Source organism: Streptomyces sp. KPB2, from assembly GCF_003950055.1.
Lineage (GTDB): Bacteria > Actinomycetota > Actinomycetes > Streptomycetales > Streptomycetaceae > Streptomyces > Streptomyces salinarius.
Window position 1 is genome coordinate 1,084,610 of the sequence record NZ_CP034353.1, and the last position, 13,440, is coordinate 1,098,049.

Annotated in this window: 10 protein-coding genes; 7 read left to right on the top strand and 3 right to left on the bottom strand. The window is 74.1% G+C overall.

Annotated elements, in window-relative coordinates:
• The first annotated feature begins 4 nt into the window (after positions 1 to 4).
• Genes pcaG through pcaD form a run of 3 tightly spaced genes read left to right on the top strand, consistent with a single transcriptional unit; the run spans position 5 to position 3,083 of the window.
• Positions 5 to 610, top strand: coding sequence for a protocatechuate 3,4-dioxygenase subunit alpha (gene pcaG / locus D1J63_RS04825; protein ID WP_125627872.1), 606 nt, complete (start codon positions 5 to 7; stop codon positions 608 to 610).
• Positions 607 to 1,959: a 3-carboxy-cis,cis-muconate cycloisomerase gene (gene pcaB, locus D1J63_RS04830; protein ID WP_125627873.1), complete on the top strand. Its 1,353-nt coding sequence runs from the start codon at positions 607 to 609 to the stop codon at positions 1,957 to 1,959. Before pcaG ends, pcaB begins: the two co-directional genes overlap by 4 nt.
• Entirely contained in the window at positions 1,956 to 3,083 is a 1,128-nt protein-coding gene (gene pcaD, locus D1J63_RS04835; protein WP_125627874.1) for a 3-oxoadipate enol-lactonase, read from the top strand. Before pcaB ends, pcaD begins: the two co-directional genes overlap by 4 nt.
• A gap of 27 nt (positions 3,084 to 3,110) precedes the next feature.
• Here the strand turns inward: pcaD and D1J63_RS04840 are convergent, their stop codons facing one another.
• Positions 3,111 to 5,786 (bottom strand): AAA family ATPase, encoded by a 2,676-nt coding sequence (locus D1J63_RS04840; protein WP_125627875.1) that lies wholly within the window; start codon positions 5,784 to 5,786, stop codon positions 3,111 to 3,113.
• Between the two features lie 262 nt (positions 5,787 to 6,048).
• Here D1J63_RS04840 and D1J63_RS04845 point away from each other — a divergent pair, with 262 nt between their 5' ends.
• Positions 6,049 to 7,101 carry a DUF2510 domain-containing protein gene (locus tag D1J63_RS04845; RefSeq protein ID WP_125627876.1) on the top strand — a complete coding sequence of 351 codons (1,053 nt, stop codon included), beginning with the start codon at positions 6,049 to 6,051 and terminating at the stop codon, positions 7,099 to 7,101.
• A 174-nt stretch (positions 7,102 to 7,275) separates the two neighbouring features.
• Here D1J63_RS04845 and D1J63_RS04850 read toward each other — a convergent pair whose 3' ends face one another.
• Entirely contained in the window at positions 7,276 to 7,890 is a 615-nt protein-coding gene (locus D1J63_RS04850) for a TetR/AcrR family transcriptional regulator (RefSeq protein ID WP_125627877.1), read from the bottom strand.
• Between the two features lie 174 nt (positions 7,891 to 8,064).
• On the opposite strand from D1J63_RS04850, the gene D1J63_RS04855 reads away from it, so the two are divergent.
• Positions 8,065 to 8,871: a phosphatase PAP2 family protein gene (locus tag D1J63_RS04855; protein ID WP_125627878.1), complete on the top strand. Its 807-nt coding sequence runs from the start codon at positions 8,065 to 8,067 to the stop codon at positions 8,869 to 8,871.
• Positions 8,868 to 9,875 (top strand): hypothetical protein, encoded by a 1,008-nt coding sequence (locus tag D1J63_RS04860; protein WP_125627879.1) that lies wholly within the window; start codon positions 8,868 to 8,870, stop codon positions 9,873 to 9,875. Before D1J63_RS04855 ends, D1J63_RS04860 begins: the two co-directional genes overlap by 4 nt.
• Positions 9,876 to 9,898: 23 nt before the next feature.
• Here the strand turns inward: D1J63_RS04860 and D1J63_RS04865 are convergent, their stop codons facing one another.
• Positions 9,899 to 11,962: a phospholipase C, phosphocholine-specific gene (locus tag D1J63_RS04865; RefSeq protein WP_125627880.1), complete on the bottom strand. Its 2,064-nt coding sequence runs from the start codon at positions 11,960 to 11,962 to the stop codon at positions 9,899 to 9,901.
• A gap of 171 nt (positions 11,963 to 12,133) precedes the next feature.
• Between D1J63_RS04865 and D1J63_RS04870 the strand changes: the two genes are divergently transcribed.
• On the top strand, positions 12,134 to 13,435 hold the full coding sequence (locus D1J63_RS04870; RefSeq protein WP_164712719.1) for an MFS transporter: 1,302 nt from the start codon (positions 12,134 to 12,136) through the stop codon (positions 13,433 to 13,435).
• The last annotated feature ends 5 nt before the right edge of the window (positions 13,436 to 13,440 follow it).

The window sequence follows — 13,440 nt, forward strand, 5'->3', positions numbered from 1 at the left end:
CGCCATGACGAAGATCGACACCAGCAGCCCGGAGCAGGTGCTGCCCACGCCGTCGCACACGGTCGGCCCCTTCTACGGGTACGCGCTGCCCTTCCGCGGCGGCGAGGACATCGCACCCGCCGGGCACCCGGACACGGTCACGGTGCACGGGTACGTCTACGACGGCGAGGGCAACCCGCTGCCGGACGCCCTGCTGGAGCTGTGGGGGCCGGACAGCGAGGGCAACGTGCCGACCGCCGACGGCTCGATGCGGCGCGACCCGGCCTCCGGCGGCTTCCTGGGCCGCAACGGCGTGGAGTTCACCGGGTTCGGGCGCATACAGACCGACGCGAACGGCCACTGGTACGCGCGGACGCTGCGGCCGGGGGCGCGTGGGCGGAGCGCGCCGTACCTGAGCGTGTGCGTGTTCGCGCGCGGGCTGCTCGTGCACCTGTTCACCCGGATCTACCTGCCGGGCGACGAGACGGCGCTCGCCGCCGACCCGCTGCTGACCCGGGTGCCGGCCGGGCGCCGCGACACGCTGATCGCGGCGGACGAGGGCCACGGGACGTACCGTTTCGACATCCGCCTTCAGGGCGAGGGCGAGACGGTCTTCCTGGAGTTCCAGTGACACCACCTGCCGAACCCGCCGACACCGACGCCGGCACGAGCCTGCTCGCCCCCGGGTGGGCCGGCTCGCCGGCCGCGTCCGCGACCGGGGAGGGTGCGTATCTGCGGGCCCTGCTCGACGCGGAGGCGGCGCTGTCCCGCGCCCAGGCCGCCCTCGGGCTGGTCCCGGCCGAGGCCGCGGACGCGGTGAGCGCGGCCGCGGCCGACCCCGGCGCCTTCGACACGCGCTTGCTGGCCGAGCGGGCGAGGGCGGGCGGGAACCCGGTCATCCCCCTGGTGGCCGACCTGACGAAGGCGGTCGGCGAGCGGTACGGACCGTATGTGCACCGGGGCGCGACCAGCCAGGACATCCTGGACACGGCCACGATGCTGGTCGCCGCCCGCACCCTGGACCTGCTGCTGCCCGACCTCGCCCGTACGGAACGCGCGCTGGCCCGGCTGGCCGCCGAGCACCGGGACACTCCGATGCCGGGCCGGACCCTCACCCAGCACGCCGTGCCGACGTCCTTCGGGCTGAAGGCGGCCGGATGGCGTGCGCTGGTGCTGGACGCACGGGACCGGATCACGGCGGTGCGCGACGCGCTGCCCGCCCAACTCGGCGGTGCGGCGGGCACCCTGGCCGCCTTCGAGGCGTACGGCGCGACGGACCCGGTCGGGCTCCCGGCGGCGTACGCGCGGGAACTGGGCCTGCGGGAACCGCTGTTGCCCTGGCACACGCTGCGCACTCCGGTCGCCGACCTGGCCGGCGCCCTCGCGTTCACCGCCGGAGCGCTCGGGAAGGTCGCCGTGGACGTGCTCACCCTGTCCCGCACCGAGATCGGCGAGGTCGCCGAGGGCAACGGAGGCGGCTCGTCCGCGATGCCGCACAAGGCCAATCCGGTGCGCTCCACACTGATCGCGGCGGCCGCCCGGCGCGCGCCGCAGCTCGCGGCCACGCTGTACGGCTCGCTGGCCGCGGAGGACGAGCGTCCGGCCGGGGCCTGGCACGCCGAGTGGGAGCCGCTGCGGGACCTGCTGCGGCTGACCGGCGGCGCCGCCCGTGACGCCGCCGAGCTGACCGAGGGGCTGCGGGTGCGCCCGGACGTGATGCGCGCCCACCTCGGTCTCACCCACGGGCTGATCGTGTCGGAGCGGCTCTCGGCCGAGCTGGCGCCGGTGCTCGGGCGGGCCCGCGCCAAGGAGCTGCTCACCGAGCTGGCCGCGCGTACCTACGCCGAGGACCGGACCCTGGGCGAACTGCTCGCCGAAGTACCGGAGTTGCGGGGCGTCGAGCTGGCCTCCCCGACCGACCCCGCCCGTTACACGGGTGCCGCCGGCGCCCTCACCGATCGTGCACTGGAGCGACGTTGACGACCCTGCTCAACCACCTGTCCGAAGGCCCCGCCTCCGCTCCCCCGCTGCTGCTCGGGCCGTCGCTGGGCACCTCGTACGCGCTGTGGGACGCGGTGGCGCCCGAGCTGTCCGTCGGGCACCGGGTGATCCGCTGGGACCTGCCGGGCCACGGGGGTTCGCCGGCCGACCTGATCGGGCCCGGCGCAACCGTGGGGGACCTGGCCGAGCTGGTGCTCGCGCTCGCCGACTCGCTCGGATTGGAGCGGTTCTCCCACGCCGGGGTGTCCCTGGGCGGCGCGGTGGGCCTGCACCTGGCCGTACACCACCCGGAGCGGGTGCCGTCGCTGGCGGTCGTCTGCTCGTCGGCGCACTTCGGCGGCGCCAGGGCGTGGCGGGAGCGGGCCGCGCGGGTGCGCGAGGAGGGGCTGGCACGGCTCGCGGACAGCGCGGACGCGCGGTGGTTCACCCCGGGGTTCACGGTGCCGCGGCTGGTCCGGGACCACCGGGAGGCCGACCCGGGCGCGTATGCCGCCTGTTGCGACGCGCTGGCCGCCTTCGACCTGCGGGACCGGGTCGCGGAGATATCCACGCCGACGCTGCTGATCGCCGGGCGCGAGGATCCGGCCACGCCGCCCGCGCACCTGCGGGAGCTGGCCGACGCGGTCCCCGGCTCGACGCTGACCGAGATCCCGGGTGCGTCGCATCTGGCGCCGGCCGAGCGGCCGGAGGCGGTGCTCACCGCACTGCGGGCCCACTTCGGCGGCGGGGCCAGGCGGGGCATGGCGGTGCGGCGCGAGGTGCTGGGCGACTCGCACGTGGACCGGGCGCAGGGACGGCAGACGCCGTTCACCGCCCGTTTCCAGGACTTCATCTCCCGCTACGCGTGGGGCGAGATCTGGACCGACGAGACGCTGTCGCGCCGTGAGCGCAGCATGGTCACGCTGACGGCGCTGGTCGCGCACGGCCACTACGAGGAGCTGGCCATGCACGTGCGGGCGGCGCGGCGCAATGGGCTGACGGCGGACGAGATCGGTGCGGTGCTGCTCCAGACGGCGGTGTACTGCGGCGTCCCCGCCGCGAACTCGGCGTTCGCGACGGCCCAGCGGGTGCTGGCGGAAGAGGCCGAGGGCGCCGGGGAGTGACGTCCCGGCACGAGTCCTGACGAGGCCTCAGCCCGCGTGTCCCATCGCCAGGGCCTCGCGGGCGCGGGCCACGAGCCCGTCGGCGCCGCACGAGTCGGCCAGCGCCAGGCCCCGGTTCAGCTCGGCGGCGGAGCGGGCGGCGATGCCGTACTCCACGCGGGCGGCGGCGTGCTCGTACTGGCAGGGCGAGGCCTCCAGGTAGGTGACGGCCTGGGCGGCCAGCCGGACCGCGCGCTGGCCGGTCTCCAGGGCGGCGGCGCAGCGCAGGGCCTCTCCTATCGCCGTGTCCGTGCCGAAGCGCTCGGCCTGGCGGCGGGCGTCGGTGGCCAGCCGGGCGGCGCGGCCGGGGTCCTCTCCGGCCAGCGCCCGGGCGAGTTCGGTCGCCCAGGGGACGACCACCGGGTTGTGCCGGCCACGGGCGGCCGCCGCCTTCTCGGCGGCCTCCAGTTCGTTGACGCCCTCCTCGGTGCGGCCGGTGGCGAACAGCAGACGGGCGCGTACCGGGCGCGGGTCGGGCAGCACGATCGTCGACGGGTACGGCGGTGCGAAGCCGTACTGGTCGGCGACGGTCCGGGCCTCCTCGACATGGCCGCGGGCGAGCAGGGTGTCGACCAGGTTGCAGGTCGCCGACCAGTACAGCGGCAGCCCCCGGCCCACGCGTTCGGCGATGCGCAGGGAGGCGCGCAGGGACTGCTCGGCCTCCCTGAGGCGGCCCCTCCTGCGGTGGCCGAGACCGACGTAGGCGTGCGCGAGGGCGAGGTGGCCACCGCTCCAGCCGGCGCTCTCGTAGGCGCGCAGGGCCTCCGTGAACAGGGCCTCGGCGCGGTCGAGCCGGTCGGTGTAGGCGTAGGAACTGGCCAGCATCATGGGCAGTTCCAGGCCCCACTCGGTGTCGGTCCAGCCGAGTCCCGGGGCGAGGCGGCCGTTGACCAGGGCGCGGTCGCACAGCTCGACGACCTCTTCGGCGCTCTCGCCGTGGGTCATGGCGTCGAAGCCGCGCAGGATCAGCAGGGCCCGCTCGGCGTTGTCGCGGCCGGTGCAGCCGGCGGCGAGTTCGGCCAGGCGGGCGGAGCGGTGGGGCGAGGAGGTCTCGCCCGCGTGGATGCCCTCCCACATGTACTGGGCGGCCTGGAGCCGCAGCCGCGCGGAGGGGTCGGGGTTGCGGGCGGCCTCCGCCTCCACGGTACGGACGGCCTCCTCCAGCTGGTCGTTGTGGAGCAGGGCCTGGGAGAGCCGGAAGACGGCGTCGACGCGCTGCTCGCCGTCGAGCCCCGGCATGGCGAGCGCGGTGCGCAGGTGGCCGATGGTGGTGGCGGGCGCGGTGAGGAGCGTGGCGCAGCCCAGTTCGAACAGCACGCGTGCGTGGGACGCGGGCAACGGCGGTTCCTGCAGGGCGCGTTCCAGGCAGCGGCGGGCCGCGTCGGGGGCGCCGACGGCGAGGTGTTCGCGGGCGGCCTCGCGCAGCTGGGCCACGACCTCCTGGTCGTCGTCGGGGTGCACCTTGAGCAGATGGCGGGAGGCGGCCGCGGCGCCGAGTCCGGAGTCGGTGACCAGCTGGGCCGCTATGCCGTGCATCGCGGTGCGCAGGGCGTCGGGGATGGAGTTGTAGACGGCGGTGGCGATCAGCGGGTGGACGAACTCCAGCTCGTCCACGCCCGGTTGTCCGGCGGCGTCCGGTACGGACAGGATCCGGGCGCCGCGGAGCAGTTCGGCGCAGCGGGCGGCGTCGGCGCGGTCGAGGGTGGCGAGCCTGGCCACCATGTCGACGGTGATGCCGCCGCCGAGGATGGCCGCGGCCCAGGCGAACCGGGTGGAGTCGACGCCGAGTTGCTCCAGGCGGGCGACGAGGCCGCCGCCGCGGGCCGAGCGGTTCAGATCACGCAGTTCGGCGGCTTCCGCCTCGACGGGTTGCAGTTCGCTGTCCTGGACCTTGGCGAGGAGTTCGACGGTCTCGTAGGGGTTGCCGCCGGTGACGGCCCACACCTCGCGGCAGAACGCGGCCTCGGCGTGCTCGCCCAGGGTGGCGCGGGTGAGTCCGGCCGTCGCGTCCGGGGTGAGGGCGTTGAGCGGGCCGAGGGGCCGGCCCATGGCACCGGCCGCCTCCAGGTGGCGGGCGTTGTCACCGCTGACATCGCCGGGGCGGCGGGCGACGACGACCAGGACGGAGGTCTCGTCGAGCCGTTCGGCGAGCGCGGCGAGCCAGCGCAGGGTCTCCTGGTCGGCCCAGTGGGCGTCGTCGATCATCAGCACCAGCGGCCACTCACGGCGGGCGAGCCGGCGTACGGCGGCGACGAGGCCGTCGCACACGCCCTGCGGGTCGGCCTGCCGCTCACCGGGGTCCGCTATGCCGAGGGCGGGGCCGGCGATGTCGTACCAGTCGCCGAGGTACTCGCGGGCCTCCTCGGGGAGCATGGACACCAGGGCGGGCTGGAGGAGTTGGCGCACCACGTTGAAGGGGACGGACCTGAGGGTCTCGCCGCCGCGCGCCGACCAGACGGTGCAGCCCCGGGCCTCGGCGATGCGGCGGGTCTCCGCGAGCAGCGCCGTCTTGCCCACCCCGGCCTCGCCGCGGGCCTCCAGCAGGGTGCCGGGGGACGAGCGGTCCGCGCACAGGGTGTCCACCGCGCGCGTGATGGTGGCGATCTCCTCGTCGCGCTCCCAGAGGGAGGCCGAGGCGGTGCCCGCCCGCCGTACCTCCGTCATCCCGCTACCTCCCCGAGTCGCCCGAATGACGTACAGAGCCTGAGCCTAGCCCCCGGATCGCGCAAGTGGTGGGCGCTCCGCCGACCAGTTGCCGTGACGGGTGACATGCGGTAAAGCGTGAACGACGCGGCGGGCCCGCCATCTGCGGCGGCGCGGTTGGGTGCCCGTCAACCCCTCGCGGCACGGGGTGCCGTACCGGCCGGTCCGGTGGTACGGGCGGGCCTCTCATCCGGCTTTCACCGACGCCTCATACGGTGGACACATGACGCAGGCGACTCCTCCCGGGTGGTACCCCGACCCCGGACAGAAGAATGACGGTCCCGCCACCGAGCGCTGGTGGGACGGCACGGCGTGGACCGACCAGGTGCGCCCGGCGGGAGCGGCCGCCGCATGGGCTCCGCCCGCCCAGCCGCCGGGGCAACCGCCGTTCCAGCCACCGGTGCAGAACGCCGCGCCCGGGCCGTACCCCGTGCACCCGGGGTACGCGGGCTTTCCGGTCCAGCCGCCGCCGTCGGCGCGACGGCGGCGGCTGCGTACCGGCATAGCCGTCGCGGCGGCCGTGGCGGTGCTGGCCGGTATCGGGGTCGGCGTGTACGTGCTGACCGACGACGGTTCGGGCGGCGACAGCGCGGCCGGCGCGCAGCGGGACCGGCCGGGTTCCGGCGACCGGAACGACCCCTTCGGCGACTCGGGCGGCGGCAACGGCGACAAGGACGGCGGCGAGGACAGCCCGTGGCCCTCGCCCTCGTCCCCGGACTCCTCGGAGCCGCCCCAGGTCGACAGCGGCTCGGTGACGGATCCGCTCAGCGGGATCAGCCTGCCCATTCCGGACGGCTGGTACGGGCAGGAGCTGAAGATCGGCGCGCAGATCACGTCGGACGACTCCTACAAGTGCCCGGGCGACACCTCCAACACCTGCACCAAGGGCGGCGCCTACTCGGCTCCGGCGAGTCTGCTGCAGTCCGAGGGCGACACCGCCGAGGAGGTCGCGAAGGCCGACATCGCGGCGAACGCCGAGCAGTCCTACGGCCAGGACTCCTACGGCAAGATCACTTCGCACGACGAGCTGGCCTCCAAGGCGGTCACGGTCGCCGGGCAGAAGGGCTACCTGGTCCGCTGGAAGGTGGTCACCGCCAAGGGCTCCGACGGATTCGTCGAGTCGCTGGCGTTCCCGTCGCCCGCCAAGCCCTCGCAGATCGTCCTCGTGCGTTTCGGTGTCGACGTCGACCAGAAGGAGACGGTCATCGACGAGATCACCAAGGGCATCGAGGTGGACACCTCCGGCGGCGGGGGCGGCAGCGGCCAGGACGTCTGAGACGTCGGCCCGCGGTCCCGTCCGGGGCCGCGGGCCGCAAAGCTGTCGGCCGGGCGGGGCGCCCTTCCGCTCAAAGGGTGCCCCGCCCGGCCGGGGGTGCGCGCCGCCCCCGTCCCCACGGTGCGGCGCGGGCAGGTCACCGTCCAGTCATCCCGTGGACGGCGACCTGGGTCTTCAGGGGAGGCCGAGCGCCGGCAGCACGACGGCCTCCACGAACCGGACGAGGTACGCCGCGTCGGCCTGCTTGCCCTCCAGGACGGGACGCATCCGCAGCATGCCGAAGAGCTGCGCGGGCACGTACTCCAGCGCCGGATGGCCGGCCGGGACCTCTCCCCGGGCCACGCCGCGCGCGAGGATCGCCCTGAGCGCGGCGATCTCCGGCTCGACGAGCGCCTCGCGCAGCGCGCACTTGAGCTCCGGGTCCTCCATGACCGCGTGGCCGAGCGCCTGGAGCAGCCCGGTGTCCTTGCCCGCACCCTCGCCCGCGGCGGCGGCCGCCCGGCGCAGGTCCTCGGCGAGCGACCCGGTGTCGATGCCGGCGAAGCGCACCCGGCTGTTGGAGCGCAGGGCGGCGGCCACGAACTGGGGCTTGGTCTTCCACTGCCGGTAGAGCGTGGACTTGCTGCACCGGGTGCTGGCGGCGATGCCCTCCATGGTCACGGCGTCGTAACCGCAGGAGCGGAGCTGGTCGAGCACGGCGTCGAAGAACTCCTGCTCACGCTCCGGCGTGATCTTGGAGCGGCGCGAGGTGCCGACCGTTTCCGGCCGGTCCGCGTCCTGCGACGTCATCGACTCCACTCCTTCCCGCTTCCGGTGTGTCGTTTGTCTATCGATACGCCAGTGTACCGGTACACCACCGTATCGGTACACTGGCGTATCGGAACGAGGTCGTATCGATGAGAACCGTCACACGCCCCGTACCCGATGAGCCACACGCACCACCGTCAGCGAAGGGGCCGGGGGATGAATGCCCGCAGCGAGCCTGCAGAAGCGGGGCCGGACGCGCCCGCGCGCCCACCGCTCGTCCGTGAGCTCCTGCTCGTGGCCGGGCTCTTCCTCGTGTACAAGTTCGGCCGCCGACTGGCGACGGGACACACCGCCGAGGCCTTCCGCAACGCCCACCACGTGTGGGACTGGGAGCGGGTGCTCCGGCTGCCCGACGAGGGCACGGTGCAGGACCTGCTCCTGCACGGCGACACGCTGATCCACGTGGCGAACACGTACTACGCGGCCGTCCACTTCCCGGCCACCCTGGCCTTCCTGGTCTGGCTCTACCTGCGCCGGCCCGCGCACTACGTCTGGGCCCGCCGGGTCCTGGCCGCCGTGACCGGCGCGGCGCTGGTGCTGCACCTGCTCTTCCCGCTGGCCCCGCCGCGCATGCTGGGCGCCACCGGCCTGCTCGACACGGCCAGGGTCTTCGGGCCCTCGGTGTACGGCCCGCCGCGCACGGACTCGTTGTCGAACCAGTTCGCGGCGATGCCCTCCCTGCACTTCGGCTGGGCCCTGATGCTGGCGATCGGTCTGATCGTGGCGACCCGCACGCGGTGGCGGTGGCTGTGGCTGCTGCATCCCCTGGTGACGCTGCTGGTGATCGTGGGAACCGCGAACCACTACTGGCTCGACGTGATCGTGGCCGCGGCCCTGCTCGGCCTCGCGCTCGCGGTGCCGCGGGTGCCGCGGCGCCCGGGGTGCGCCCTGCCCCGCCGCCGGCCCGAGGTCCGGCGCCGGTCCTCGGCCGAGCGGCCGGAGCTGGTCGGGGCGGGCCGGTGAACGCCGCGCTCGTCGCCGTACTGCTCTCGCTCGTCTCCGCCTGCGCCTACGCCGCAGCGGCCGTCGCCCAGGAACGGCTGGCCTCGCGCGCCTCGGACGTCGGCCCGCTGCGGATGCTGGCCTCCAGTGCCTGGTGGTGGGCGGTCGCGCTGAACGCCTCGGCCGCGCTGCTGCACGTCGTGGCGCTCAAGTACGGCCCCCTCACCGTCGTCCAGCCGCTCGGCGCCCTCACGCTGGTCGCGGCGGTGCCCCTGGGGGCGCGGCTGGCGGGCCGGCGGGTGACCGCGATCGAGTGGCGGGGCACCGGACTCACGCTGCTGGGGCTCGGCGCACTGCTGCTCACCGCGTCCGGGCCCGCTCCGGAGGACGTCCTGAGCGTGCCGGAGGCGCTGACGGTGTCCGGCGCTACGGCGGCGCTGATCGGCATGCTGTCGTGGCCCGGCACCCGGCCGGGGCTGCGTCACGCGACGGCGTCCGGCATCGCGTCCGGCGTCGCCTCGGCGCTCACCCAGACCGTGACGGTCGCCGTCACCGACCGCTCGGGCCCGCTGCTGAGCGTCCAGGTGATCGGCGTGGCCGTGCTGGTGGCCGCCTTCGCCGCGGGCGGGCTGCTGCTGTCCCAGACGGCGTACCGGGGCGGTCTGGGCGCCCCGCTCGCGGTGGTGACCCTGGCCAATCCCGTGGCCGCCGCGGTGATCGGCCTCTCCCTGCTCGGTGAACGGTTCAGGGGCGGCGCGGGCGGCGTGCTCCTCGCGCTGACCGGTGCGGCGCTGGCCGCCTGGGGAGTCCTCCAGCTCAGCCGGGCGACCCCGGTCCCGGGGCAGCCGGAGCCGGCCGGCGCACGGACCGGACCCGCCGGGTCGGTGGCCCCCGGGCCGGGGCCCGCCAGCCCGGTGCCCGGCGTACCCGTACCGGCACCCGAACCGGAGCCGGAGAGGGCCGGACAGGTGGGTGCCGTGCCGGCGCCCCGGCGACCGGGGCCGGGGCGCCTCACACGGCTCTAGTCCCCGTTCTCGGAGTCCTCGCCTCAGTCCGTGACGATCGCCGGGTCGCTGACCCCCGGCCGGCCGTTCTCCACATGGCCGGCGAAGCGGCGCAGGAAGGCGGGGTCGGCCTCGGAGGTCACCGTCACGTCGTACCAGCGGCGGCTGCGCGCGAGGTCGACGGTGTGGTGCACGGTGGCACCGGGGCGGACGGTGACGGTCCGGGAGCGACCGTCGTGGGCGCCAGCGATCCGGAGCCGGACCGTGCCGGTACCGGTGTTGGTGAGGGTGAGCCGTAGGTCGTCGCCGCGGTGCCGGGCGGTGGCCTCGGGCCCCGCGGGTCCGGCGGGCTCGTTCGGGCCCCGGAAGACCCGCAGGAAGCCTGCCGGACCGTGCACGGTCAGATCGTAGGAGCCGCCGGAGTAGGCCGAGTTCCAGGTGTCCGCGAGGGTCTTGCCGGCCTCGGTGGTGTACGTCCAGGGGCCGTCGGTGCGGTTGCCGGAGGTGACGAGGAAGGCGGCCCCGGCCCGGGCCCCGGAGGCGAAGGCCAGCGTGAACTTCCCGGCCTCCGTGTCGACGGCACCGTCCACGTACGGGTCGTACCGCAGCGGGCGGGTGGGGCGCGTCCCGCGCTCCTGCCGGGGCATGCCGGGCTCCGCGGGCGGCGTCGGACGGTAGTCCGGGTGGCGTTCGCGGTCCGGCGGCTCGTAGGCGTCGGTGTCCGGCAGCCGGGCCGGGCGGCTGTCCGTGCGGGAGAAGTCGAAGGCGGAGGTCAGGTCGCCGCACACGGCACGGCGCCAGGGTGAGATGTTCGGCTCGTGGACGCCGAAGCGGCGTTCCATGAAGCGGATCACCGAGGTGTGGTCGAAGGTCTCGGAGCAGACGAAGCCGCCCTTGCTCCACGGCGAGACGACCAGCATGGGCACGCGCGGACCCAGCCCGTAGAAGCCCTCGCGGTGCTTGGCGCTGCCCTCGAAGACGTCCAGGGAGACGTCGACGGTGGAGCGGCCCTGCGCGGCGGACTTCGGCGGCAGCGGCGGCACCACGTGGTCGAAGAAGCCGTCGTTCTCGTCGTACGTGATGAACAGGGCCGTCTTCGCCCACACCGCCGGGTTGGAGGTGAGCGCGTCCAGCACCTGGGAGATGTACCAGGCGCCGTAGTTCGAGGGCCAGTTGGAGTGCTCGGAGAAGGCCTCCGGGGCGGCTATCCAGGAGATCTTCGGCAGCCTGCCCGCCCCGACGTCGGCGCGCAGCCGGTCGAAGTAGCCCTCGCCGCTCTTCGCGTCGGTGCCGGTGCGGGCCTTGTCGTACAGGGGGTCGCCGGGCTTGGCGTTGCGGTACTTGTTGAAGTACAGCAGGGAGTTGTCGCCGTAGTTGCCGCGGTAGGCGTCGTCGATCCAGCCCCAGTGGCCGGCCGCGTCGAGGCCGTCGCCGATGTCCTGGTAGATCTTCCAGGAGACCCCGGCCGCCTCCAGGCGCTCGGGGTAAGTCGTCCAGTCGTAGCCGAGTTCGTCGTTGCCGAGGACCGGGCCGCCGCCCGCGCCGTCGTTGCCGGTGTGACCGGACCACAGGTAGTAGCGGTTGGGGTCGGTGGAGCCGATGAACGAGCAGTGGTAGGCGTCGCAGACGGTGAAGGTGTCGGCGAGCGCGTAGTGGAAGGGGATGTCCTCGCGGGTCAGGTACGCCATGGTGGTGGTGCCCTTGGCGGGCAGCCAGCGGTCGTACTTGGCGTCGTGGTAGGCGTCCTGGCCGTCGGACCAGCCGTGCGGGAGCCCTTCGAGGAACTGCATGCCGAGGTCGTCGGCCTCCGGGTGGAAGGGCAGCACCTCGGTGCCGTCGCCCTTGCGCTGGTGCCACACGGACCGGCCGTCGTCCAGCCGCACCGGGTGCGGGTCGCCGAAGCCGCGGACGCCGCGCAGCCTGCCGAAGTAGTGGTCGAACGAACGGTTCTCCTGCATCAGGACGACGATGTGCTCGACGTCCTCGATCGACCCCGAGCGGTGGTTCGCCGGGAGCGCGGCGGCCCGGTCGATGCTCGCGGACAGGGCGCTGAACGCCGTGGTGGCGCCCGCGAGTTGGAGAAATCTGCGCCGGTTCACTTCGGCCATGGGGGTGAGGGACCTCTCGCCTTGGGGGGTTCAACCGGCCGGACGGTGCCGGGTGATGACGGAATGCGCGCGAAAGGAGTGTTCCAGGAGCAGCAAACGTCAGGGAAGGGTCCGGTGGCGCTGGTGTGAAAGTCACCGGTACGCGAGGTGTGCCGGGCCCGCCGTACGGGGATGGTCGCGATCATGACAGGCATGGACACGGACGCACCGCCAACCCCGACCCGCCGGCCCGTACGCCAGCTCCTCGCCGCCTCGGTGGGCAACGCCGTGGAGTGGTACGACTGGTACGCCTACACCTTCCTCGCCACCTACATCGCGGACCAGGTCTTCCCCGACAGCGCGGACAACTCGCTGGTGCCGCTGCTGTCGACGTTCGCCGTGTTCGCGGTGGGCTTCTTCATGCGGCCGGTCGGCGGGCTGCTGATGGGCGCGATCGCGGACCGGCGGGGGCGGCGCGCCGCGCTGACCGTCACCATCCTGCTGATGGGCGGCAGCAGTCTGCTGGTCGGGCTGACCCCGACGTACACGGCGGCCGGTGTGCTGGCCCCGGTGGTCCTCGTGGTCGCGCGGCTGCTCCAGGGGCTGTCGGTGGGCGGCGAGTTCGCGGCCTCGACAACCTTCCTGGTGGAGTCGGCGGGGCCGGGCCGGCGCGGGCTGTTCTCCAGCTTCCAGTACGTCTCGACCACGGCGGGGCAGCTGGTGGCCTCCGGGATCGCCACACTGCTGGTGGACACGCTGAGCGAGGACCGGATGAACGGCTGGGGATGGCGGATCCCCTTCGTGTTCGGCGCCGTCCTGAGCCTGGTCGGCTTCTGGATCCGGCAGGGCGCGCAGGAGACCCGCAGCACCGAGCAGCAACGGGCACCGCGCCCGGCCCTGTTCGAGGCGCTGCGCCGCCATCCGCGCGAGTCCCTGCTGATCTCCGGCATCACCGCGGGCGGCACCATCGCCTACTACACCTGGACGTCGTACCTGCCGACGTACGCCGAACTCAACGCGGGAGTCGCCAAGTCGGACGCGCTGCTCGCGGGGACGATCTCGCTGGCCTTCTTCGGACTGCTCCAGCCGCTCGGCGGCATGCTCTCCGACCGGTTCGGGCGCCGTCCCCCGCTGCTCTTCTTCGGCGTGGGGTTCGCGCTGCTGAGCGTGCCGCTGCTGCACTCCCTGCGCGACTCCTTCGCCGTGCTGCTGCTCGTGCAGTGCGCCGGGATGGTCCTGCTGACCGGCTTCACCTCCATCAGCGCCGCCGTGAACGCCGAGGTGTTCCCGCCCCGGGTGCGGGCGGCCGGGATCGGCTTCCCCTACTCGCTCACGGTGGCGCTGTTCGGCGGCACGGCACCGTACGTGGGCACGCTCTTCAAGGACCTGGGGCATGCGGGGCTCTTCCCCTGGTACGTCGCCGTGCTGTGCCTGCTGTCCTCACTGGTGTACCTGAGGCTGCCGGAGACGGCGCACAAGGAACTGGAGCGCTGACGGCC

What these genes read in the sequence shown, in the direction of transcription:
- pcaG (WP_125627872.1), top strand. Translation starts at nt 5, where the DNA reads ATGACGAAGATCGACACCAGCAGCCCGGAGCAGGTGCTGCCCACGCCG.
- D1J63_RS04840 (WP_125627875.1), bottom strand. Translation starts at nt 5,786, where the DNA reads ATGACGGAGGTACGGCGGGCGGGCACCGCCTCGGCCTCCCTCTGGGAG.
- D1J63_RS04845 (WP_125627876.1), top strand. Translation starts at nt 6,049, where the DNA reads ATGACGCAGGCGACTCCTCCCGGGTGGTACCCCGACCCCGGACAGAAG.
- D1J63_RS04850 (WP_125627877.1), bottom strand. Translation starts at nt 7,890, where the DNA reads ATGACGTCGCAGGACGCGGACCGGCCGGAAACGGTCGGCACCTCGCGC.
- D1J63_RS04855 (WP_125627878.1), top strand. Translation starts at nt 8,065, where the DNA reads ATGAATGCCCGCAGCGAGCCTGCAGAAGCGGGGCCGGACGCGCCCGCG.
- D1J63_RS04865 (WP_125627880.1), bottom strand. Translation starts at nt 11,962, where the DNA reads ATGGCCGAAGTGAACCGGCGCAGATTTCTCCAACTCGCGGGCGCCACC.
- D1J63_RS04870 (WP_164712719.1), top strand. Translation starts at nt 12,134, where the DNA reads ATGGTCGCGATCATGACAGGCATGGACACGGACGCACCGCCAACCCCG.